18 protein-coding genes are annotated in these 22258 nt (G+C 64.0%); 7 read left to right on the top strand and 11 right to left on the bottom strand.

Annotated features, from left to right (window positions below; genetic code table 11):
- Positions 1-117: 117 nt before the first annotated feature.
- Together YH3_RS19705 and YH3_RS19700 are read left to right on the top strand one after the other, a co-directional pair.
- On the top strand, positions 118-1065 hold the full coding sequence (locus YH3_RS19705; protein WP_064443902.1) for a nitrilase-related carbon-nitrogen hydrolase: 948 nt from the start codon (positions 118-120) through the stop codon (positions 1063-1065).
- Positions 1062-2087, top strand: coding sequence for an agmatine/peptidylarginine deiminase (locus YH3_RS19700; RefSeq protein WP_042921315.1), 1026 nt, complete (start codon positions 1062-1064; stop codon positions 2085-2087). Before YH3_RS19705 ends, YH3_RS19700 begins: the two co-directional genes overlap by 4 nt.
- Positions 2088-2098: 11 nt before the next feature.
- On the opposite strand, the gene YH3_RS19695 is transcribed toward YH3_RS19700, so the two are convergent.
- The 3 genes from YH3_RS19695 to YH3_RS19685 are packed head-to-tail and all read right to left on the bottom strand — an operon-like array spanning position 2099 to position 5893.
- Positions 2099-4036, bottom strand: coding sequence for a VWA domain-containing protein (locus YH3_RS19695; RefSeq protein ID WP_042921318.1), 1938 nt, complete (start codon positions 4034-4036; stop codon positions 2099-2101).
- A gap of 9 nt (positions 4037-4045) precedes the next feature.
- Positions 4046-5422 (bottom strand): ATP-binding protein, encoded by a 1377-nt coding sequence (locus YH3_RS19690; protein WP_102999408.1) that lies wholly within the window; start codon positions 5420-5422, stop codon positions 4046-4048.
- A gap of 54 nt (positions 5423-5476) precedes the next feature.
- Positions 5477-5893 (bottom strand): VOC family protein, encoded by a 417-nt coding sequence (locus YH3_RS19685; protein WP_003946398.1) that lies wholly within the window; start codon positions 5891-5893, stop codon positions 5477-5479.
- Positions 5894-5978: 85 nt separating this feature from the next.
- On the opposite strand from YH3_RS19685, the gene YH3_RS19680 reads away from it, so the two are divergent.
- The 3 genes from YH3_RS19680 to YH3_RS19670 all read left to right on the top strand — a co-directional run bounded on the left by YH3_RS19680 (position 5979) and on the right by YH3_RS19670 (position 8220).
- On the top strand, positions 5979-6551 hold the full coding sequence (locus YH3_RS19680) for a DUF4126 domain-containing protein (protein ID WP_007727593.1): 573 nt from the start codon (positions 5979-5981) through the stop codon (positions 6549-6551).
- 27 nt (positions 6552-6578) lie between these two features.
- Entirely contained in the window at positions 6579-7547 is a 969-nt protein-coding gene (locus YH3_RS19675; protein WP_003946348.1) for a S9 family peptidase, read from the top strand.
- Positions 7548-7998: 451 nt separating this feature from the next.
- Entirely contained in the window at positions 7999-8220 is a 222-nt protein-coding gene (locus YH3_RS19670) for a hypothetical protein (RefSeq protein ID WP_003946391.1), read from the top strand.
- Between the two features lie 76 nt (positions 8221-8296).
- Here the strand turns inward: YH3_RS19670 and purH are convergent, their stop codons facing one another.
- From purH to YH3_RS19650, 4 genes are all read right to left on the bottom strand, one after another.
- Entirely contained in the window at positions 8297-9856 is a 1560-nt protein-coding gene (gene purH / locus YH3_RS19665; protein WP_003946407.1) for a bifunctional phosphoribosylaminoimidazolecarboxamide formyltransferase/IMP cyclohydrolase, read from the bottom strand.
- Positions 9849-10568, bottom strand: a complete 720-nt coding sequence (purN, locus tag YH3_RS19660) for a phosphoribosylglycinamide formyltransferase (RefSeq protein ID WP_030534875.1) — start codon at positions 10566-10568, stop codon at positions 9849-9851. The genes purH and purN overlap by 8 nt, the downstream gene beginning before the upstream one ends.
- A gap of 6 nt (positions 10569-10574) precedes the next feature.
- Positions 10575-12107 (bottom strand): DUF6350 family protein, encoded by a 1533-nt coding sequence (locus YH3_RS19655; RefSeq protein WP_064444234.1) that lies wholly within the window; start codon positions 12105-12107, stop codon positions 10575-10577.
- A 121-nt stretch (positions 12108-12228) separates the two neighbouring features.
- Entirely contained in the window at positions 12229-13269 is a 1041-nt protein-coding gene (locus YH3_RS19650; RefSeq protein WP_030534877.1) for a DUF5336 domain-containing protein, read from the bottom strand.
- 86 nt (positions 13270-13355) lie between these two features.
- Between YH3_RS19650 and YH3_RS19645 the strand changes: the two genes are divergently transcribed.
- Positions 13356-13991, top strand: a complete 636-nt coding sequence (locus YH3_RS19645) for a YigZ family protein (protein ID WP_003946418.1) — start codon at positions 13356-13358, stop codon at positions 13989-13991.
- A 42-nt stretch (positions 13992-14033) separates the two neighbouring features.
- Here the strand turns inward: YH3_RS19645 and sucD are convergent, their stop codons facing one another.
- From sucD to YH3_RS19630, 3 genes are all read right to left on the bottom strand, one after another.
- Positions 14034-14936: a succinate--CoA ligase subunit alpha gene (sucD, locus tag YH3_RS19640; protein WP_003946432.1), complete on the bottom strand. Its 903-nt coding sequence runs from the start codon at positions 14934-14936 to the stop codon at positions 14034-14036.
- Positions 14937-14951: 15 nt separating this feature from the next.
- Positions 14952-16121 carry an ADP-forming succinate--CoA ligase subunit beta gene (sucC, locus tag YH3_RS19635; protein WP_064443901.1) on the bottom strand — a complete coding sequence of 390 codons (1170 nt, stop codon included), beginning with the start codon at positions 16119-16121 and terminating at the stop codon, positions 14952-14954.
- Positions 16122-16300: 179 nt separating this feature from the next.
- Positions 16301-18142 (bottom strand): hypothetical protein, encoded by a 1842-nt coding sequence (locus YH3_RS19630; RefSeq protein WP_238592656.1) that lies wholly within the window; start codon positions 18140-18142, stop codon positions 16301-16303.
- Positions 18143-18374: 232 nt separating this feature from the next.
- On the opposite strand from YH3_RS19630, the gene YH3_RS19625 reads away from it, so the two are divergent.
- Positions 18375-19397, top strand: a complete 1023-nt coding sequence (locus YH3_RS19625; protein ID WP_030534879.1) for a M23 family metallopeptidase — start codon at positions 18375-18377, stop codon at positions 19395-19397.
- A gap of 78 nt (positions 19398-19475) precedes the next feature.
- Here the strand turns inward: YH3_RS19625 and pcrA are convergent, their stop codons facing one another.
- Positions 19476-21968, bottom strand: coding sequence for a DNA helicase PcrA (pcrA, locus tag YH3_RS19620; RefSeq protein ID WP_064443899.1), 2493 nt, complete (start codon positions 21966-21968; stop codon positions 19476-19478).
- Between the last annotated feature and the right edge of the window lie 290 nt (positions 21969-22258).

Genomic DNA, 22258 nt, shown 5'->3' with positions numbered 1-22258 from the left:
GCGCTGCAAAAAACAATTCCTCGAAAGTCCTTGATCAATCAGCGCTCACCCACCATACTTAACGAATCACATTCGTTTTACGTCGAACGTCGAATACCCGAGCACCGAGGAAACCCCATGCTGACGATCACCGCCCTCACCCCACCCGAGTCACCGGCCGCGACTTCGCCGTCCACGTCCACCCCTCTGCGTGTAGGTCTCGTCCAACATCGCTGGCACGAGGACCAAGACGACCTCCACGCTGAATTGAGCGAAGGCATTGCGTCCGCAGCGAAGCTGGGCGCCTCCGTGGTCTTTCTTCCGGAGCTGACGCTCAGCCGCTACCCCGCCTCCACCCCGGCCGGCGACAATCCCGGACGCGCGGCGGAAGACCTGCTCACCGGACCCACTTTCGCCTTCGCCACCAAGGCCGCCGCGGAGAACCAGGTTCTCGTTCACGCGTCGTTGTACGAGCGCAGCGAGGCCGAGGACGGCCTGGGCTTCAACACCGCGATCCTGGTCTCGCCCGGGGGTGAACTTCTCGGTCGTACCCGCAAGCTCCACATTCCGGTGACGGCCGGGTACTACGAGGACACGTACTTTCGCGGCGGTCCGTCCGAGGACGCATACCCCGTTCACGAGGCACTCGGCGCCAAGTTCGGACTCCCGACATGCTGGGACGAGTGGTTCCCCGAGGTCGCACGTGCATACTCCCTCGCCGGTGCCCAGGTCCTGGTGTACCCGACGGCGATCGGCTCGGAACCCGATCACCCGAACTTCGACACCCAACCGCTGTGGCAGCAAGTGATCGTCGGAAACGGTGTCGCCAACGGCACTTTCATGGTTGTCCCCAATCGCCACGGCAGTGAAGGTCTCATCACCTTCTACGGTTCGTCGTTCATCTCGGACCCGTACGGACGCATCCTCGTTCAGGCTCCGCGCGACGAATCAGCCGTCCTGGTCGCAGATCTCGACCTGCAGCACCGTGAAGACTGGCTTGCGCTGTTCCCGTTCCTGGCCACTCGCCGACCCGACACCTACTCGGCCCTGACCGCACCGGTGAACACTGCAGGAGCCAACCGATGACCTGGCGCATGCCCGCGGAAAGTGAGCCGCACGAACGTACCTGGATGGCGTACCCGAGCGCCGGATACTCTCTCGGGGACACTGCGGAAGAGCAGCACGAAGCGCGCTCGACGTGGGCGGCCGTCGCCCACGCCGTCGCCGAATTCGAGCCGGTCACCGTCGTCGTCGATCCCGCCGAAGTCGAAGAAGCACGAAAGTACCTGTCCGAGAAGGTCGACATCGTCGAGGCACCTCTCAACGACGCGTGGATGCGCGACATCGGGCCGACGTTCGTCCTGTCCGACGAAGGCCGTCTCGGCGGAGTCGACTGGGTGTTCAACGGCTGGGGTGCACAGGATTGGGCGCAGTGGGACAAGGACTCGAAGATCGGCGCATTTGTCGTCGAACAATCCGGTGCCCAGTTGATCGACTCACCAATCGTCAACGAGGGCGGCGGTATTGCGGTCGACGGTCTCGGCACCGTCTTGGTCACCGACACCGTCCAACTCGATCCGGGACGAAACCCCGACCTGACGAAGGCCGACATCGAGGCCGAACTCGCCCGCACCATCGGCGCCAAGCACGTGATCTGGCTTCCCCGCGGATTGACTCGCGATCAGGAGACGTACGGAACGCGCGGACACGTCGACATCGTCGCTGCCATCTCTTCCCCCGGAGTTGTACTCGTCCATGACCAACGCAATCCGGTGCACCCCGACTACGCCGTCAGCAAGACGATCATCGAGTTGTTCGAAAGCTCGACGGACGTCGGCGGTCGGCCGTGGAAGGTCATTCGGGTACCTGCGCCCGAGATCCTGCGCGACGACGAGGGATTCGTCGACTACAGCTACATCAACCATCTCGTGGTCAATCGCGGAGTGATCGCCTGCAGCTTCGACGATCCGGCCGACGCCGAAGCGGCCCGGATCCTTGCGGCCGCCTACCCCGGGCGCACCGTCGTCACCGTCGACGCCAGACCGCTGTTCGAACGTGGCGGCGGCATCCACTGCATCACCCAGCACCAGCCCGCTGAACAAGACTGACGGCGGCAGAATTAGCGGCGACCTCGCATGTAGTCACTCACGACCGCGGCGCCGAGGCCGTCCAGGTCCGGCGCGATGACGCGTCCACCCACCCGGTGCGCCATCCGGTCGACCACCCTGGCCAGACCTGGATCCTCACCGAGGCGGAAGAACGTGACCTTGGCGCCCAGCCTGGCCACCGCGTCGAGTGCTCGAACCGTCAAACCGAGGGTTCGCGCACTCGGCGGGTAGTCGAACCTGGCTTCTCCGTCCGCTTCGAGATGAGCCGTCGGCTCACCGTCGGTGACGATCAGTACCACCGGCTGTGCGTTGGAGTGGCGTCGAAGATGCCTGGCCGCCAACAACAGTGCGTGGTGCAGGTTGGTTCCCTGGTCCCACGCGCCGTCCAAACCAGCGAGCTCCGACGGGCTCAGCACGTGCGCGTGGCGTCCGAAGGCGATCAACTGGAGTTCGTCGCTGCGAAATCGCGTACTCACCAGATGATTGAGTGCCAGAGCGGTGCGCTTCATCGGCACCCAGCGATCTTCCATCACCATCGAGAACGACGTGTCCACCAGGAGAGCAACCGCAGCCTGACTGCGCTGTTCGGTTTCGGCCACCTCGACGTCGACGACGCTCAGCCGCACCGGCATTCGGCCCGGGTCACGCAGGACGGCGTTGGTGATGGTTCTCGTGACGTCCCACGGTTCCGTGTCCCCGAATTCCCATTCGCGGGACGCTCCGGTCGGTTCACCCATCGCACCGGCCCGACGCGTATCGCGTTGACCGGTTCGCGACGACAGTTGCCCGGCGACATCGCGCAGAGCAGTCTGCCCGAGCTGTCGCATGGCTTTGGGCGACAAGCGCCATTGACCATCCGGTGCACGATCGAAGAAACCCTGTTCCTGCAAAGCCTTTTCGAGATCAGCCAGGGTGCGAGCATCAGCGGCGGCTTCGTCGCCGAGTTGCCGCGCGAGTAGCTCGGGGTCGATGTCGTCGAGCGCCGCGCCCGCGTATTGCTGCGACAGTTGATCCGCCAAGGATTCCAGCTCGGCGATGTCCTGCAGGGCACCGGTCCCCTCACCCAAACCCATACCGTTCTCGCCGCGGAACTGTTGCGAACCTTCCCAGTCCTCACCCGGCCGAGCCGCCTGAAGGAACTGGTCGAGTTGACTCAGCTCACTCATCAGGCTCGGATCACCGAATGCCTGCTGCGCCAACGCATCCAACTCGTCACGCTGCTCCTGCGAGAGCGAGTTCCGCAATCGTTGTGCAGCCGCCGCGCGCTGCGCCAAAGAATCCAGAAGTTCCTCGACGTTGCGCGGGTTGTCCGGGAAATACTGCCCGTGCTTGTCCATGAACTCCGCGAACTGCTCCGCAGTGTCGACCCCGCGAGAGTGCGCGTCGAGCAGTTGATTCAGATCAGCCAGCATCTGGCGTATCTGCTCACGATCCTCGTCGGTGGCGCCCTCGAGTGCCTGCTTCATTCCCGAGAAGCGTTGATCGAGAACCTCACGTCCGAGCAGATCACGAATCTTCTCGTAATCCGCGCGAGCCTGTTCGCTGCGCCAGTTGTAGTCGGCCAGATCTTGCACGGCCTGAGCTGTCGACGGCGGTAACTCCTCGATCCGCATTTCGTTGAATCGTGCGTCGTCGTCGAGAGCACGTGCCAGTTCTTTGCGCTCTTCGAGCACCGCCTTGTCGAGAAGCTTACGAACCTCGTCGAGCGTTCCGTCGAGATTGTTGCGGCGTAGCAACTCACGTCGGCGCCGGTTCGCCTGGGCAGCAAGGTCGTCGAGCCCGCGCATGTCCCGGTTGCCTCGGCGCAGGAGCTCTCGGAGGGCATGGCGCGGCGACGTGCCCGACAACACGTCGTCGCCGATTGCTGCCAGGGCCTCGCGCAGATCCACGGGAGGCGCGAGCGGATCGGGACCACCGTCGTAAGGCCCGTACCGCGGATTGTGGATCATCACTGCCCCTTACGAATATACCGAGCGGCCGCCCGGGCCTTGATCTTTGGAGATCCGGCGCGCGAGGTAAAGCCCTTCGAGGGCAAGTTCGGCACCGGCGGCACGCTCGCCGTCGGATTGCGCACCGAGACGTTCGGCTACTTCGTCCAGGACCTCGAGGTCCGGAAGCTCGTCGAGAAATGCCTTGGCCGTGACAGATTCACCGGTGACGATCGTGTTGCCCATCTCCACCGCAGCAACCAGCATCCCCAGGTCGATCCCGCCGAGACGTACCCGAACCGTATCGGCGGTCGCGCGACGCAGCAGGTGCTCGAGCACCTCCAGTTCCCGTCCCTCTTCACCGGATTCGAACTCGACCTTGCCGCGAAGAACCTCGACCACGGACTCGAGATCGACGGGCCGTGCAACAGGATCGGCTTCGCCGAGCACCGCTGCCCGTCGTACCGCGGCGGCACTGACGGTTTCCGCGCCGGCGACGGCAAAGCGTGCCGACACACCCGATCGCTGGTCCACCGAGGTGGATTCGCGTAGCAAGCGCGTGAATCTGGCAAGAATTTCGAGAAGGTAGTCGGGCACCTCCGCGGCCAGGTGCGCCTCCTGCTCGATCACCGCGATCTCGCCCGCCAGCTCGACGGGGTAGTGAGTGCGGATCTCGGCGCCAAAGCGGTCCTTGAGTGGTGTGATGATGCGCCCGCGGTTGGTGTAGTCCTCGGGGTTGGCGCTCGCGACCAGAAGAACGTCCAACGGAAGCCGAAGCGTGTACCCGCGGACCTGGATGTCCCGCTCTTCCATCACGTTGAGCAAAGAGACCTGGATGCGTTCGGCGAGGTCGGGGAGCTCGTTGATGGCCACGATTCCGCGATGCGCGCGAGGCACGAGGCCGAAGTGAATGGTCTCCGGATCGCCGAGGCTCCGGCCTTCGGCAACCTTGACCGGATCGACGTCGCCGATCAGGTCGGCGACCGAGGTATCCGGCGTCGCCAACTTCTCGGAGTACCGCTCGCTGCGGTGGCGCCAGGCGATCGGGAGGTCGTCGCCCAGTTCCTTGGCTCGACGTATCGAAGCCGGGGTGATCGGCTCGTACGGGTGCTCCCCCAGTTCCGAGCCTTCGATGACGGGCGTCCACTCGTCGAGCAGGAGCCCGAGAGTGCGAAGCAACCTCGTCTTTCCCTGACCTCGTTCGCCGAGCAGAACCACGTCGTGGCCGGCGATCAGCGCCCGCTCGAGTTGCGGGGCGACCGTGTCCTCGAACCCGACTATCCCGGGCCAGGGGTCACGGCCGTCCCGCAACGCGGCGAGAAGATTCTCTCGTAGTTCTTCCTTGACACTTCGCTGTACGTGTCCGGAGGCGCGTAGCTCTCCGAGGGTTTTTGCGACAGTCACCACTCCACGCTACGAGTGTTTGCGGGGTTTCGCCTCTCGCCGAGGAAGTTCGGTCGCTCAGCCCTCGATGTTCTCGGGATTCATCCAGATGATTTCCCAGATGTGGCCGTCGGGATCCTGGAAGCTGCGGCTGTACATGAAGCCGTGATCCTGCGTCGCGTTACCTTCGGAACCGCCGGTCTCGAGCGCCTTGTCGACGAGGGCGTCGACGGCCTCACGGGTCTCGGCCGAGAGACCGAGCAGCGCTTCCGTCGACGTCGAGGTGTCGGCGATGCCCTTGGTGGTGAAGGTCTTGAAGAAGGGCTCGGCCAACAGCATCACAACGATGGTGTCACTGATGACCATCGACGACGCATTCTCGTCGGAGAACTGCGTGTTCTTGGAGTATCCGAGGCCCTCGTAGAAGGTGGTGGCCTTGCCGAGGTCCTTGACGGGCAGGTTGAGGAAGAACATCGGCTGCGGGTTTGTCGCCATGAAAGGTCCTTTCCGAGACTTTGCTGTGCGCCTTTATTAACCGCCGGCGGTTAATAAAGGCGCACAGTAGACCTAAACTCCACCCATGGATACCTGGGTGTTGCCGGCCATGCTCGGCCTCGGACTCGCCGCAGCGTCCGGAATGCGAACCTTCCTGCCCCTGCTGATGCTCAGCGCTGCCGTCCACTTCGAACTGTTCGGGATCACCGTCGGCGAGTCGATGCGGTGGATCGGATCGACCGGCGCGCTGGTGGCATTGGCAATCGCCGCGGTGGTCGAACTGGGTGCCGACCTCATTCCGTTCGTGGACAACGCACTCTCGGTGATCGGGAACGTCACGGGGCCGATCGCCGGAGTGATCGCCGCCTGGGCGGCATTCAGTCATCTCGACCCTGCGATGGCCGCGTTGGCGGGCATCATCGTCGGAGCGCCGACGGCGTTGACGTTCAGCGCCGCGCAGACCGGCACTCGCGCGGTCAGTACGGCCACTACCGGTGGGCTGGCAAATCCCGTCGTTTCCGTCATCGAGGATGTGCTGACTTTCTTCACTTCCTTGATCGCGATGATCTTGCCGCTCCTGATCATTCCCCTGCTCGCCGCGCTCTTGTGGTTCAGCTGGCGTGGCTGGCGTCGTGTCCGGAGTCTGCGCACCGCCTGACCGCACCGACCTGGTAGACAAGTCGTCATGTCCGACACCGAGATCTCGTTCCAATCCGGCGACGTCACCCTGTACGGGAGTCTTCGCCTGGCCGCCTCACCCGACGCCCCTGCCCCGGCCGCGCTGATTCTGGCCGGCAGCGGCCCCACCGATCGCAACGGCGACAGCGCCCTCCTCGAAGGCGACATCGGAACTCTGCGGTTCATCGCGGATCTTCTTGAAAAACAAGGGATTTCAAGCCTGCGTTACGACAAGCTCGGCAGTGGCGAAACCGCCCTCGGCGACTACGACATCGAGGACATCGCCGATCTCGGCTTCAACACTTTTGTCGACGCCGCCTCCGACGGACTGGACTACCTCGCCGGGCAACCCGGTGTCGATCCCGAGCGCTTGTTCGTGGTCGGACACAGCGACGGCGCCGTAGTCGCACTGGCTCTCGCCACCGCGAAGGAGGGCGCCAGAGTCAGTGCCCTCGCACTGCTCGAGCCACTGAGCGTCAGACTTCTCGATCTACTCACGACGCAGATTCACCGCCAGCTCGATGCGGTCGTCGGCGCCGGTCAGTTGCCGGTCGAACTGGCTGACGAACTGCGCGTCGCGCTCGCCGATGCCGTCGAGTCGCTGCGATCCGAGGGCACTGTTCCGGATGACCTGCCCGAGCCGCTGCAGAATGCGGGACTCGTACACGCCAACGCCAAGGCACTCGCCGAGGAAGACGCATTGGACCCGGTTGCGCTCGTGGCGGCGCTACCGGCGGGCATGCCCGTTCTCACGAGCTGCTCGGACAAGGACATCCAAGTCATTCCCGCCGATGTCGCGGCACTCGACGCCGCGCTCTCACATACAGCGCTGACTTCCGTGCGGATGCGCAACGCCAACTTCGTACTCAAGGACATCGGCGACGAACAGTCCACCGGCGCCGACTACGTCGCGCCGCTTCCGTACTCGGCAGAGTTCTCGGAGCCCTTCACAGCGTGGGTCCGTTCGTTCTCCTGATCACGTACAGACCGAACGTCCTCTTTTTCAGGTAGAAAGTTCCCTCCGCGAACCATCGCGGAGGGAATTCTGCTTTCTACGCCTGACCTGCAATGGAGACTCTTTCAATCCGGCGAACCTGGGGACAGAAGTCACCCGGAGTTTAAGTTCGCGGCGCTTTTTATTGGTGCGAACCCTCGATCCGTGCTGTACGGTCATCCATTAACCAGCAACGCCACACAGAAAGGAACGGACATCATGTCGCTACACCCGCACGTCGTATCCGTACCTTCGTGGCGCAGCTGCACCGCAGACAAGCACATTTTTTCGGTCGCAATGTCGGCCAAGCACATGGGCAACAAGCGCGGTGTACCCCGAGAATGATCCCCAGTTTCACCGGATTCGTTCTCGGGCACCCAGGGCAAACGCCTCGGGTGCCTTTTCTTTTACCTTTCACACGCAGGAGCACCACATGAAACTTCGAGTCAACCAACTGTCCATCGCGCCGCCGTATGTCGATCTGCCCGGTGACCTCACCGGATACGCCGTCACCCTGGATCTTTCACACTCCGATGCGGCCCACGAAGCTACCCTCGGCGCATTGATCAGCGAGATCCGCAGTCGCGGAGCCTCACGCGTCGTCATCACCGGCTCACCGCGCGAACTCCAGGGCACCCACAGCAGCGCCGCCTGAAAGACCCGGGCGGCCTGAATGCAGAACGGGCCCCGAACTCCCGTTGAGGAGTCGAGGCCCGCTACCGACGTAGGAGTCAGTGCGCGAAGTGGCGCGCACCGGTCAGATAGAGAGTGACACCGGCTTCCTTGGCTGCGGCAATCACTTCGTTGTCGCGAACCGAACCACCCGGCTGCACAACAGCCTTGACGCCGGCGTTGAGCAGCACCTGCAGACCGTCAGGGAACGGGAAGAACGCGTCCGAAGCTGCAACCGAACCTACGACGCGGTCACCGGCTCGCTGAACAGCAAGATGCGCTGCGTCGACGCGGTTGACCTGGCCCATACCGACGCCGACGGACGCGCCGCCGGAGGCCAGCAGGATCGCGTTTGACTTCACCGAACGGCTGGCGCGCCAAGCAAATTCGAGGTCTGCGAGAGTCTCGGCATCGGCGGCCTCACCGTTGGCGAGAGTCCAGTTGGCCGGGTTGTCGCCGTCGGCGTCCAGGACGTCGCGCTGCTGGAGCAAGGTACCGCCGGAGATCGGACGCAGTTCGATTCCGGTAGCTGTCGGAGCGGCTGCCTTCAGAACACGAATGTTCTTCTTACGCTGCAGAACCTCGACAGCTCCGTCTTCGTACGAGGGCGCGATGACGACCTCGGTGAAGATGTCGGCGATCTGCTCGGCCAGTTCGACGGTGACCTCGCGGTTGGCAGCGATCACACCACCGAAAGCACTGACCGGATCGCATGCATGCGCCTTGCGGTGGGCGTCGGCGATGTCGGTGCCGATGGCGATGCCACACGGGTTGGCGTGCTTGATGATTGCGACGGCCGGATCAGTGAAGTCGTACGCTGCGCGCCACGCTGCGTCGGAGTCCGTGTAGTTGTTGTACGACATCTCCTTGCCGTGCAACTGCTCCGCCTGAGCCAAACCTGCAGGCGCAGCCGGGTTTTCGTACAGCGCGGCGTCCTGGTGCGGGTTCTCGCCGTAGCGAAGAACAGCGCTGCGGTTCCAGGTCGCACCGACCCAGGCCGGGAACAGCGAACCGTCCTCGTCAGCTGCGATCGTGCTCGTCATCCAGCTCGCAACCGCGACGTCGTACGACGCAGTGTGCTGGAAAGCCTGCGCCGCAAGCACAGTGCGCTCACGCAAGGTGAATCCGCCACCGGCAACGGCAGTCAGGACGTCGGCGTACCGAGCCGGATCGACCACGACGGCAACCGACGGATGGTTCTTGGCTGCAGCACGCACCATCGACGGGCCGCCGATGTCGATCTGCTCGACGCACTCGTCCGGGCTAGCGCCCGAGGCAACCGTCTCGGTGAAGGGGTACAGGTTCACGACCACCAATTCGAAGGTCGCGATGCCGAGTTCCTCGAGCTGAGCGAGGTGATCCGGCTTGCGGGTATCGGCGAGAACGCCGGCGTGGACGCGCGGATGCAGCGTCTTCACACGGCCTTCGAGGCATTCCGGGAATCCGGTCAGAGCCTCGACCGGGGTCACGGGGATTCCGGCGTCGGCGATCTTCGACGCGGTCGAACCGGTCGAGACCAACTCGACACCGGCCTCGTGCAGGCCCGTGGCCAGCTCGATCAGACCACTCTTGTCGTAGACGCTGACAAGTGCACGGCGCACAGCCTTGCGTTCACTCACTGGGGATCACGGCCTTTCGTCCATCGGAAACCACTCCGCGCGTAGCAACAGCGGCGATGACGTCCGCCAACAACCGTCGCTCCACAATTTTGATGCGTTCATGCAACGAAGACTCGGTGTCGTCGTCATGCACCGGCACAGCTTCCTGCGCCAAGATCGGCCCGGTATCAACTCCGCCGTCGACGAGATGCACCGTGGAACCGGTGACCTTCACGCCGTACGCCAGAGCGTCGGGAACCGCGTGCGCGCCGGGAAAGGCAGGCAGCAACGCGGGATGAGTGTTGATGATTCGGCCGCCGAAACGCTCGAGAAAGCTGGGGCCGAGGATTTTCATGAAGCCTGCACTGACCACGAGATCGGGTTCGTACTCGGCCACTGCTGCTGTCAGCGCCTCGTCCCAGGCGGCACGATTTTCGTAGGTCTTGATCGAGACCTTGAAGGACGGGATCTTCGAATCCGCAGCGTGCTCGGCGGCGAGGCAGTCACGATCTACACCGACGGCAACGATCTCGGCGGGGTATCCCTCGGCATGCGAAGCGTCGATCAGCGAAGTCAGCAGGGTTCCCGCGCCGGAAGCGAGTACGACTACCCGCGCGACAGAGTCGCGAAATTGGACCCTGTCGGGCATTGTCGGCTGCGGATTGTCGGCCGAGGCAGTCAGCGCACTACTCCTGAGAACTGGAAGATGATGCGGCCGGAGTATCGGCCGCATGACAGCCTAGTCGCTGGACTCCTGCGGCTTCGAGGGCAGGTCGGTCTCCGGCTCGGCCCCGGCTGTGGGGTCCGCCTCGGGTGCCGCGACAACCTCCGCGTCGACTACTTCGATCTCGACGGTTTCCTCTGTCACTACCTGCACGGGTTCGCCTGATTCTTCGACAATTTCGGCTTCGACGACCTTGGTCACTACCACCGCAGATTCCTGGGCGAGCACTTCGTCGGCGTTTTCGTCGTCCTCGCCATCCGTTGTGGCCGCGGCCGTGATCGCAAGTTCGGGCTCGGATTCTCGAGCCGGTTCAGCCGTCGGCGGCGCAACCTCGTCCTTCATGTGTCCGCGGTGTGAGAACCACATCGCGAACAGCGCCGAGACGGTTCCGAACAATCCCAGCCACGCAAAAGTTAGAAGACCGAAGCCCCACCACAGGACCTCGACGGTGCCGAACTGCCCGAGGTCTCCCCCCGCAGCAAGGGCAAGCAGAGCCATGACGACGCCGGCACCGGCAGCTGCCGTCAGCACTGCGAGCACACTGTCCTGCCCGGCGATGCGTCGAGCGCAATCACGGCCGAGCATCACACCCACCGCAGCCGGAACGATCAACAGCACCGGCCAGATTCCGCCGGCGACGCCTTCCGGAACCGCTCCGAGAAGGGGCAAGGGTGGCAGATCTCCACCGATGTTGCCGAACACGCTGATGGAGACGTTTCCGAAATCGGCCGTCGATCCCGTCATCACCGCGGCTGCACCGACCACGAGGTTCGGCAGATAGAGCAGCGACAACACCGTCAATCCCAGTACGCCGACAAACCCGTTGCCGCGTGCGAGTAGGTCACCGACCGTCGACCACGACACGAGTAGTGACACCACGACGGCCACGGCGCCCGCAGCCAGCAGCGCTGCCGACGCGGCCGCGGCCGGACGAACAGCGGCAGATGCCCACGGCGGAATCTCGGCGACGACGCGATCCCAGTGCGCAGCAGCAACACCGACGGACGCGGCGATCAGGTGAATCCCGGCGACCCAGCCGAAAGCGGCCAACGTGTTGGGGCTCGACAGCGGAATTGCCGCGGAGGCGTCGGCGACAACGGCGAGAGCGATTGCCGTGATAGTCAACGGCCCGGCTACTGCCGCCCCCACCAGGCGGAGGGTGTCGTCACGGGAGTCGGTGTGCACCGCAGTCGACGCGCATCGGCGTGCGACCACCCACATCATGACCGCCGTTGGAAGCAGTGGCAGTACACCGAGTTGGACGCCGCTGATAGTCGCCGGCACCTGGTGGATGACCAACCAGGTGGTGGCAATGGCGCCGAAGGTTCCGGTCAGATCGCTGCTCGCCGATACCAAAGTGACCACGACGACAGCCGCGATCAGCAGCATCGTCAGGCCCGACGGTCGGAAGGCGACGGTCAGCAGCTTGCGCGCCAGGTCCGGGTTCGGTCCCGGGCGACCGCCGCCGACGCGGCCGCTGCCAGTACGACCACGTCCGGGTCGTGAGGACGTGGGACGGGACCGGGTGCCATCAATCAAAGAACTCATCCCCTCGAGGGTTTCACTCGACAGTGCGCCGCGCACTCAGGCGCGCCGTCGGGCTCACGGAATGTGGCCTCCACCCGCAGCGGGTCGGAGGCCACATTCATGTTCGTGAAACGAAGAAGTACTACTGCTGACGCTCGTCGGGGTTCTGCGAGCCGAAGACCTTGGTCTCGGCCGCGGAATCGCTGCTGCCCTGGTCAGGTTCCGCAGACGGCGTCGGCGCTTCGAAAGTGGGCGGCTCGAAGCCCGTCGGCTGCTCGGTCGAGCCAGTCTGCTGCTGGTTGTACGGCTGGCCGTAACCGCGTGGAGCGGTGAACTGATCCGACGAGTAACTCGGGTTCGGCTGGCCACCGGGCTGAGAGGTCAGCGGATAGTAAGACGACGTCGTCGCGGCCGACGAGTCGGTCTGTCCGGGATTCTGCACAGGGTTCTGACCGTATGGAGGCGCAGTCTGGCCGTAAGGCTGCGAAGCGGTCGGGTCTGTGGGGGCGGCGTGCGCTCCCCCGTATCCCTGCTGCTGCGCCTGCCCGTACTGCGGATTCTGCTGGTACTGGCCCGGCTGCTGAGCCTGCTGAGGCTGGCCGTACTGAGCCTGTCCGTATCCCTGTGGCTGACCTGGCGCCTGCCCCGGCGCCTGGCCGTAAGGCTGCTGCTGACCGTACTGCTGAGCTACCGGTCGGGGCGCGGGCGCCTTCAGGATTCCGATCTCGAACAACAACGCGGCGACTGCGACGACGGTCTGCACGAACGAGAGGATCAGCACGATGATCAGGCCCCAACCGAGGCTGATGTCGACGTAGTCGCTGGTACCGACGGAGAACGCGGCGAACACCAAAGCGAAGAAACCCGTGAGGGTGAGCGCTGCGGCAATGCCTGCATACGACTGCTTCGGGAGCAGCGAGACGCCTGCGACCACACCGCCGGCGAAAACGAATCCGAGGCCGTAGATGCTCGATTCGAAGAAACTCGAACTGGTATCCAGGCCGCTACCGATGCCGCTGCTGCTTCCACTGATCGACGTGAAGGGCGCAAAACCGAGCAGGAAATTGATCAGGCCGAGTGCCGCGACGGCGATGAGCAGGATGAATCCGAGATTCTTGGTTCCACCGCCCGCTGCCGGCTGATTCGGTGGCCCGAAGCTGGGCCCTTGCGGCGTGAACGTCATGACTTCTCCTCGTAGACGGTCTTCGATGGTTACCAGCGTATGTGTCTCGACTTCGCACGCTAACACCGACAGGAGACAATGGGCAGATGCCCTTCACCCTCGCGCCCGGCGCCGACCACGTCGTCGAAACCGAGGTGAAGCACTCACGATTCATCGCCGCGCTTCACCGGGTAGACGACGCCGAAGCCGCCACGGAGTTCGTCGCGGAGCAGAAATCGCTGTATCCCGATGCGCGCCATCATTGTTCGGCTTTCGTGATCGGATACGAGGCGAACTCACGCGTCGAGCGTGCACACGACGACGGTGAACCGGGCGGCACTGCCGGGGTGCCGATGCTTCAAGTTCTCAAGTCTCGAGATCTGGTCGATGTGATTGTTGTCGTCACGCGCTATTTCGGCGGAATCAAGCTCGGCGCCGGTGGATTGGTCCGCGCGTATTCGGGAGCGGTCTCGGTGGCTCTCGATTCGGCCGAGCTTGTGGCCAGGGAGAGAAAGGTCCTGCGCACTTTGGCGATCCGGCACTCAGAGGCCGGTCGGGTGGAAGCGGAGCTGAGAGCGCGGGGCGTCTCGGTGCTCGGAACTACGTATGGATCGAAGGCGGTGATGACGCTCGCCGCCGGTGACGCCGACGATCTCGATTCGATCGTCGCATCCATCACATCCGGTGCCGGGCAGTTGGAACCTGCCGGGTCGATGTGGGTCGATACCACTGTGCGTGGTTAAGGAGTCCGGAGACTCCCTAACCACGCACGGGGGCGAAGCCCCTTACAGGGACTGAAGAATCTCGCGAGCGAGAGCAGCGGTAGCGGACGGCGTCTTGCCGACCTTCACGCCTGCAGCTTCGAGAGCTTCCTGCTTTGCCTGAGCAGTTCCCGAGGAACCGGAGACGATGGCACCGGCGTGGCCCATGGTCTTGCCTTCGGGAGCGGTGAAGCCTGCCACGTAGCCGACGACCGGCTTGGTGACGTTGGCCTTGATGTAATCGGCTGCACGCTCTTCGGCGTCGCCACCGATTTCACCGATCATCACGATGACCTTGGTCTCGGGATCCTTCTCGAACGCCTCGATGGCGTCGATGTGGGTGGTTCCGATGACCGGGTCGCCGCCGATGCCGATGGCGGTGGAGAAGCCGAAGTCACGGAGTTCGTACATCATCTGGTAGGTCAGGGTGCCCGACTTGGAGACCAGGCCGATGGGGCCGGTGCCTGCAATGTTGGCGGGCGTGATGCCGACGAGAGCCTCACCCGGGGTGATGATGCCGGGGCAGTTCGGTCCGATGATGCGGGTCTTCTTGCCCTTGGACTCGTTGTACGCCCAAGCGTAAGCGGAGTCCTGAACCGGGATGCCCTCGGTGATGACCACGAGGAGCGGGATCTCCGCGTCGATGGCCTCGACGATGGCGTCCTTCGAGAAGGCCGGGGGAACGAATGCGATGGAGACGTCTGCGCCGGTCTCCTTGATTGCCTCTTCGACCGTCGCGAAGACGGGGAGCTCGACAGGGGAACCGTCAGCTGCAACGTGCGAGACCGTGGTGCCGGCCTTGCGAGCGTTGACGCCGCCGACGACCTGGGTGCCGGCCTTGAGCATCAGAGCGGTGTGCTTGGTGCCCTCGCCGCCGGTGATGCCCTGGACGATGACCTTTGAATCCTTGGTGAGGAAGATTGCCATTGTTCTGTGAGTCCCTTACTTCGCTGCGTGAGCGAGTTCGGCGGCCTTGTCGGCGGCCTCGTCCATGGTTGCGACGACCGTGACCAGCGGGTGGTTGGCCTCGGCGAGGATGCGACGACCCTCTTCGACGTTGTTTCCGTCCAGGCGAACGACGAGCGGCTTGTTGGCCTCGTCACCCAGGGTCTTCAGTGCGCCGACGATGCCGTTGGCAACTGCGTCACACGCGGTGATGCCGCCGAAGACGTTGACGAACACGCTCTTGACCTGTGCATCGTTGAGGATGACATCCAGGCCGGCAGCCATGACTGCAGCGGAAGCTCCGCCGCCGATGTCGAGGAAGTTGGCGGGCTTGACGCCACCGTGGTTCTCGCCGGCGTATGCGACGACGTCCAGCGTGGACATGACCAGGCCTGCGCCGTTGCCGATGATTCCGACCTCACCGTCGAGCTTGACGTAGTTGAGGTCGTTTTCCTTGGCCTTGAGCTCGAGGGGATCGGTAGCGTCGCGATCCTCGAATACCTCGTGGCCGGGCTGACGGAACGCTGCGTTCTCGTCGAGGGTGACCTTGCCGTCGAGGGCGAGGATCTGATCGTCAGGCGTACGAACGAGGGGGTTGACCTCGACGAGGAGTGCGTCTTCGCCGATGAAGACCTCCCACAGCTTCTGGATCGTCACGGCCGCTGCGTCGAGCACCTCTGCGGGCAGCTTTCCTGCCTCGGCGATGCTGCGCGCGAACGCGAGGTCGACGCCCTTGACTGCGTCGACGGGGATCTTGGCGAGAGCGTCGGGGTTCTCCTCGGCGGTGACCTCGATCTCGACGCCACCCTCTACCGAGCACATGGCCAGGTAGGTGCGGTTGGTGCGGTCGAGCAGGAAGGAGATGTAGTACTCCTCGGCAATGTCACTTGCCTCTGCGACCAGCAGCTTCTTGACGACATGGCCCTTGATGTCCAGGCCCAGGATTGCCTCGGCGTTTGCCACTGCGGCATCCACGTCGGGCGAGTACTTGACGCCACCGGCCTTGCCGCGGCCGCCTACCTTGACCTGTGCCTTCACCATCACGGGCTTACCGATTTCTTCGGCAATCTCGCGTGCGCCGGCGACTGTGTCTGTAACACGTCCAGCCGAAGTCGGCACTCCGTGCTTGGCGAAGAGTTCCTTCGCCTGGTATTCGAAGAGATCCATCTGCTCACCGTCTCGTCTGCGTTGTCACCCGCTCGAGGGGTAGGAGCGGGTCTGTTCTGGACTTTAACCAGTTGCCGCGTTCGGTTTGCGCCCGCATTGATGCTATGTGGCCCAAGTCACGCGCAATTGCTCGATGAGGCATGCCTCACCGATTCGGCAAGGTGGCCACACCGAATTTGTCAAGCATCAGTCTCACTGATTCTTGCGCTCGAGAACGCTGCAACGAGAAGCAACACTATGCCCGTGGCCGCTGTGATCGCACCCACCCCCACGGTTGCGTCCGATATGCGCGATGACGTGAGTGGCCACTCACCGACGTACACCAGAGCTGCCACGGCAGATCCGATCAGCAATGCCGCGCCCCGCGACGGCCGCGCGGACGCTGCGATCACAGCGGCGATCACGACGGTGACGCCGACGAGCAGTTGACCCCAGACGTCAATTCCCCACGGCCACTCCAGAACTGAGGCCGCCGTATAGGCGTCGCCCTGATAGAGGGGAAGCGCGGTTCCGATCAGGACAGCGACGGCGCCGATCCCACCGACGAGAAGCACCAGCCCTCGCGAACCGCCACCTACCGACGTGTCGACATCCTCACGCTCGGCGCTTCCCGCCAGCCAGACGAGCAGTCCCGTCGCCGCAGCGAGGAAAGCCGCGCCGCAGAGCACGAAGGCACCGGCCCCCAACCCGACACCCGGCACGTCCGTGGCGATGACAGCCGACTGCATGACAGCGGCGACTCCCATCACGACCGTGGTCCACAACACGCCGACGGCCGGCCGCACCACCGCGGCGCGGCCCGGGGCGAACAGGCCCAGACCGGCGACCAGCAGTACAGCAGCCGCAAGCAGGACAACTCGAGACGAAAGCATGGACGGTTCGGGGATGTTCTCCGGCAACGACAGGACCGGAAGTGCCACCCCCAGGGCTGCCACTGCTGCGGTGACAACTGCGCCGATACCGGCAACGCGGTGAAGTCTGTTCACCCGCGCTTGCGCCGCCCGGGACTGAGCCACCATCGCCGCTTTCAGCGCACCCTTTGTCGTCTTCGCGGGTGCGCGAACCACACTTTCAGCGGGAATCGCATCTTTTTCACGCCTGGAAGCGAGGTAGGGAGCTGAAACGCCGATCACGGCGATGACCACGGCGGCCAGTGCCCCGACCACCGATCCCGAACCGACGCCGATCCGATCGCCGGCCGCGAACCCAGCCATCACCCTGGTTCCACTGACTGCGAGTGCGCCGAGACCGACACCGATCAGGGCGCCGCAGCCCACCGGTAGCGAGATGGACGTCAATGCCGCCGCGACCGCAACGAGTACCGCGACGCCGACCAATCCCGTACCGACGGCGGTAGCCGCCGCCGAGTCGACGAGCGGTTTGACCAGAAAGATCGGATCCTGCGAACTGAAGGAAGGACCGAACAGGGAGAGCACGAACACCACCGCGGCCAGAATCAGCAGCGCTGTCGGCCACCCACCGGTCCGCCCGCCAACCGATCGCCCGTCGAATTCCGCGGCGCGAGCGCTGCCGTATCCGTCCCGCTCTGATTCACGATGGACGACCATGAAGCCGAGGACACCGGACACCACAAGAAGTCCGTGGCCCGCGAGCGCGAGATAAGCGCCCGGACCCGCATCGATCGAACCCGCCGAAATCGGACGGAAAAGGTCCAAGCGGTTTGCATCGATTGCGTCGACGAACAACTGAACGTCGAGGATCGCCGCGCCGAGGGACACCGCGCCGATACCTGCCAGGAGTCCACCTGCGAAGGCGGGCCTGCGCCCCGAGGTGAGCACCGCAACCAGCGGCACGACGATCGTGCAGACGGCAGCGAAGAGAGCGGCGAAAGCAAGAGCCCCCGTCGTGTCGACCCCGCGGCCACTCCCGACTCCGACGACGGGACTGGCTGCCACTCCGACGGCACCGAGCAGTCCGATTACCGCCGCGAGTGGCGCCCCGGACTTCACTCCGGGGTCGTCGATACGCGCCTGCGACGTAGTTCCAGGTGTTGTGGACACTCGATCGACGGTAGTGCCTGAATGGACCGGTGATCCGGTTGTGACACGCGTGATCACGAAACGAGATGATTCGTCCGTTTTGCCCGGATCGACATATTCCCAGGTCAAGCTGTGAGGCACGTCACATAATCGGACAGGTTTCCGCTACGGCTTGCGCCCATCGCAATCATTTCGTTACCGTCAGTCGGTCTAAGTCACGGGCTGATCACGAACTCGAGGAGAGAACCGGCATATGCATCACCGCAGCCAGTTCACCGCTAGTAGGTTCTCGAACTCAGCTCCAGACGAGGTCACGACCACTTATCCAACGCACTCGGCCAGGCGTTACACCGAGACCAAAAGTTCTGAGATCTCTACCGATATGTTCACTCGAAATTCATCCTCCACGTCGTCAGATTCCGACTCTCACGAGTTCGTCGAGTCCGACGTGATCAGCACCCCCACTTACGCTTCCTCCGCACCGACAGTCGATGTCGAATCTCCGGTTCGCCGCAGCGGTGCTCACCGACTCCCCACCCCTCCCTCCGCTCTCAAGGGCCGCGCCGCCGTTCTGGCAGTTGCAGCCGGCGCGGTTGTCGCCGCGGGCCAGGCAGTTGTCAACGACGGTTCCTCTTCTGCCGCCGACCACTCGGAAGTTGCACTCGCCAACGAGTCCTCCGCGATCGGTACCACCGCAGAACCGCAGGCCGCTCAGTTCGCTCCGGCCACCTCCACGGCAGCCACCACCGAGGCCGACGCTCCGCAGGTCCTCAACGTCGCAGCGCCGACCGACCTCTCCCAGTTCAGCAACCTGCTTGCCAAGGGCCAGCGTTTCAGTGACGAGCGCGCAGCACGCGAAGCCGCTGCCCGTCGCCCGCTGTTCGTCCTGCCGGCAGTTGGCACGTTCACGTCCAATTTCGGCACCCGCTGGGGCACCCTGCACGCCGGCGTCGACATCGCCGCCCCGATCGGGACGCCCATCGTCGCCGTCGCCGACGGCAAGGTCATCGATTCAGGTCCGGCTTCCGGGTTCGGCATGTGGGTACGCCTACAGCACGCAGACGGAACGATCACCGTCTACGGCCACATCGACACGTCCACCGTCACGGTCGGTCAGCAGGTCATGGCCGGCGACCAGATCGCCACTGTCGGCAACCGCGGCTTCTCCACCGGCCCGCACCTTCACTTCGAGGTTCATCTCGCCGGCGAGAACAAGATCGATCCCCTCCCCTGGCTCGCCTCACGCGGCATCAGCCTCGGCGTCGAGCAGGACTGATCGCAAGCCCAACGCTTCTGATGAAAAACTTCCGGCCCGTACCTTTCCAGGTACGGGCCGGAAGTTTTTGCCTGTCTTCTACAGCTTGACCATCGGCACACCGCCGATGAGCATCAACCGCACCTTGCCCGCGCTACCGAAGTCGATGGTGACCGTCGCGGTGGGGCCAGTGCCCTTGGTTTCCAACACGGTGCCCAGACCGTACTTGTCGTGACTGACGCGGTCACCCGTGGCGAGGACCAGAACGTTGTTGCGGCCACGCGCGGCACCGAAACTGGGAGTCGACGCGGCCTTGCCGGACCCTCCCCCGTAGTTCTGCCCGCCGCCGTATCCCTGGCCGCCCTGGCTGCCGTAGCGGCTTCCGCTGCCGTAACCCGGCCTGCCGCTTCCGAATCCGCCACCGGTGCCCGGATCCTCACGGCGCCAGTTGATCAGGTCCTCCGGGATCTCCTGGATGAACCGCGACGCCGGGTTCTGGATCGGTTGCCCCCACGCCGAACGCATGATCGCGCGCGTCAGGTACAGGCGCTGCCTGGCACGGGTGATGCCGACGTAAGCAAGTCGACGCTCTTCGGACAGCTCCGCCGGATCGCCGAGGGCGCGCATGTGCGGGAACTGCCCGTCCTCCCAACCGGTGACGAAGACGACCGGGAACTCGAGGCCCTTGGCGGTGTGAAGCGTCATCATGGTCACGACGCCGTCGTCGGAGTCCGGCAGTTGATCGGCGTCGGCGACAAGCGATACCCGTTCGAGGAAGGCGGCAAGCGAACCCGGATCGGGTTCACCTTCACGCATTGCTGCGGTTTCCTCGTCGTCCGGATCGATCAGCCCGGCCGCGTTTCGCGCGTCGGAACTGAATTCCCTTGCCACGCTGACGAGTTCGTTCAAGTTGTCGAGTCGCGCGCCATCCTGCGGATCGCTGCTCGCCGCAAGCTCGGCGCGGTAGCCGGTGCGCTCGAGCACCGCCTCGGCAACCTCACCGATGTCACCGAGCTCGAACGGTTCGTCCTCGTCGGCGGCCGCTGTCGGTAGCAGGGCCCGCAGCCCGTCCATCATCTCGAGGAACGACGCGATGGCCTTCTGTGACCGCGTATTGAGCAGCGCCACTTTGCCTTCCGCGCCGTCACGGAGAGCGGCGGCGAAGCTGATGTTGCGATGCTCGGAGTGCACGGCGACGCAGGCTTCGGCTCGATCACCGATACCGCGTCGGGGCGTGTTGAGAATGCGTCGCAGGCTCACGGTGTCGTCCTCGTTGGCGAGGACGCGCAGATACGCGACGATGTCCCGAACTTCCTTGCGCTCGTAGAAGCGAACGCCGCCGACCACCTTGTACGGCACTCCGAGTCGAATGAAGATCTCCTCGAGCGCGCGTGAGGAGTTGTTGGTCCGGTAGAACACCGCGATGTCGGCGAACTTGGTCTCGCCCTGGTCCACCAGCCGATCGATCTCCGAGGCGACAAACGATGCTTCGTCGTGCTCGTTGTCTGCAACGTAGCCGACGATCAGTTCGCCTTCACCCGAATCGGTCCACAGACGCTTTTCTCGTCGGCCGGTGTTCTTGGAAATCACGGAGTTGGCCGCAGACAGAATGTTCTGCGTCGAACGGTAGTTCTGTTCGAGAAGGATGGTCCGAGCATCCGGGTAGTCGCGTTCGAACTCTTCGATGTTGCGGATAGTGGCTCCGCGGAATGCGTAGATCGACTGATCGGCGTCACCGACGACGCACAGTTCGGCCGGGGCAACGGCGTGGTCGGACTCGCCGGCACCGCCGACCAGTTCACGCACAAGCATGTATTGCGCGTGGTTGGTGTCCTGGTACTCGTCGACGAGCACGTGACGGAAGCGGCGGCGGTAGTACTCGGCGATCTGTGGAAACGCCTGAAGAAGCGCGACGGTCTCACCGATGAGATCGTCGAAGTCGAGTGCGTTCGCCGCACGCAGCCGCTGTTGGTAGTGGCCGTAGACCTTGGCGATCAGTCGCGGAAGTTCGGCCGGATCCTGATCGGCTGCGACAACCGCCTCTTCCGGTCCGACGAGTTCGTTCTTCAGATTGGAGATATGCGTAGCGAGAAGCCGCGCGGAGAATCGTTTGGTGTCGAGCTCGAGGTCCTTCGAGATCATCGTCAGCAGTCGACGCGAATCGTCGGAATCGTAGATCGAGAAATTCGAGTTCAAACCGGGTAGGAGCGCCGCCTGTGCTCGCAGAATCCGCACGCAACTGGAGTGGAACGTCGAGACCCACATGGCGTTGGCACGCGGTCCGACAAGAGCTGCCACACGCTCGCGCATCTCGGCCGCAGCCTTGTTGGTGAACGTGATGGCCAGGATCTGACCGGCGGTGACACCCCGTTCGGCCAGCAGATAGGCGATACGACGCGTCAGCACTGCAGTCTTGCCCGAGCCGGCGCCCGCGACTATCAGCAACGGCGAACCGGCATGGACCACGGCCTCGCGCTGTTGCGGGTTGAGACCCTCGAGGAGGGCGTCCGAACCCGCGTCGTGTCCCCGCGCGCCGCCCCCGTCGTGCTGGGAATGTCCGTCGTGCTCACCGAGTGCTGGGTACGTGTTCATCGCCTGTCCACGCTACCGGCGTCCACCGACACGGTCGTCAGTGCGTCCACCTGCTGGTAGAGGCACTTGGATTACCTGTGTCGAGCATGGCAAACTGGACGCTATGTTCAGCATTTCCGTTCGCGACAACACGGCCGACCCCGTCGGCCCGCTGTGGCGTTACTTTACGTGCCCCGGACCTCGGTGCACGTGATCTGAACAGCTCACCCGCCCCTGGTCCGAATCGGATCCGGGGCATTTTCGTCAGTGTGCCTGGATCGGTAACGACCCGAGCCGAGACCACGATCCAC

This window comes from Rhodococcus sp. YH3-3, assembly GCF_001653035.1.
GTDB classification, from domain to species: Bacteria; Actinomycetota; Actinomycetes; order Mycobacteriales; family Mycobacteriaceae; genus Rhodococcus_F; species Rhodococcus_F qingshengii.
This window is presented reverse-complemented; position numbering and strand designations above follow the sequence as displayed.

What these genes read in the sequence shown, in the direction of transcription:
- YH3_RS19705 (WP_064443902.1), top strand. Translation starts at nt 118, where the DNA reads ATGCTGACGATCACCGCCCTCACCCCACCCGAGTCACCGGCCGCGACT.
- YH3_RS19700 (WP_042921315.1), top strand. Translation starts at nt 1,062, where the DNA reads ATGACCTGGCGCATGCCCGCGGAAAGTGAGCCGCACGAACGTACCTGG.
- YH3_RS19695 (WP_042921318.1), bottom strand. Translation starts at nt 4,036, where the DNA reads ATGATCCACAATCCGCGGTACGGGCCTTACGACGGTGGTCCCGATCCG.
- YH3_RS19685 (WP_003946398.1), bottom strand. Translation starts at nt 5,893, where the DNA reads ATGGCGACAAACCCGCAGCCGATGTTCTTCCTCAACCTGCCCGTCAAG.
- YH3_RS19680 (WP_007727593.1), top strand. Translation starts at nt 5,979, where the DNA reads ATGGATACCTGGGTGTTGCCGGCCATGCTCGGCCTCGGACTCGCCGCA.
- YH3_RS19675 (WP_003946348.1), top strand. Translation starts at nt 6,579, where the DNA reads ATGTCCGACACCGAGATCTCGTTCCAATCCGGCGACGTCACCCTGTAC.
- YH3_RS19670 (WP_003946391.1), top strand. Translation starts at nt 7,999, where the DNA reads ATGAAACTTCGAGTCAACCAACTGTCCATCGCGCCGCCGTATGTCGAT.
- purN (WP_030534875.1), bottom strand. Translation starts at nt 10,568, where the DNA reads ATGCGGCCGATACTCCGGCCGCATCATCTTCCAGTTCTCAGGAGTAGT.
- YH3_RS19655 (WP_064444234.1), bottom strand. Translation starts at nt 12,107, where the DNA reads ATGAGTTCTTTGATTGATGGCACCCGGTCCCGTCCCACGTCCTCACGA.
- YH3_RS19650 (WP_030534877.1), bottom strand. Translation starts at nt 13,269, where the DNA reads ATGACGTTCACGCCGCAAGGGCCCAGCTTCGGGCCACCGAATCAGCCG.
- YH3_RS19645 (WP_003946418.1), top strand. Translation starts at nt 13,356, where the DNA reads ATGCCCTTCACCCTCGCGCCCGGCGCCGACCACGTCGTCGAAACCGAG.
- sucD (WP_003946432.1), bottom strand. Translation starts at nt 14,936, where the DNA reads ATGGCAATCTTCCTCACCAAGGATTCAAAGGTCATCGTCCAGGGCATC.
- sucC (WP_064443901.1), bottom strand. Translation starts at nt 16,121, where the DNA reads ATGGATCTCTTCGAATACCAGGCGAAGGAACTCTTCGCCAAGCACGGA.
- YH3_RS19625 (WP_030534879.1), top strand. Translation starts at nt 18,375, where the DNA reads ATGCATCACCGCAGCCAGTTCACCGCTAGTAGGTTCTCGAACTCAGCT.
- pcrA (WP_064443899.1), bottom strand. Translation starts at nt 21,968, where the DNA reads ATGAACACGTACCCAGCACTCGGTGAGCACGACGGACATTCCCAGCAC.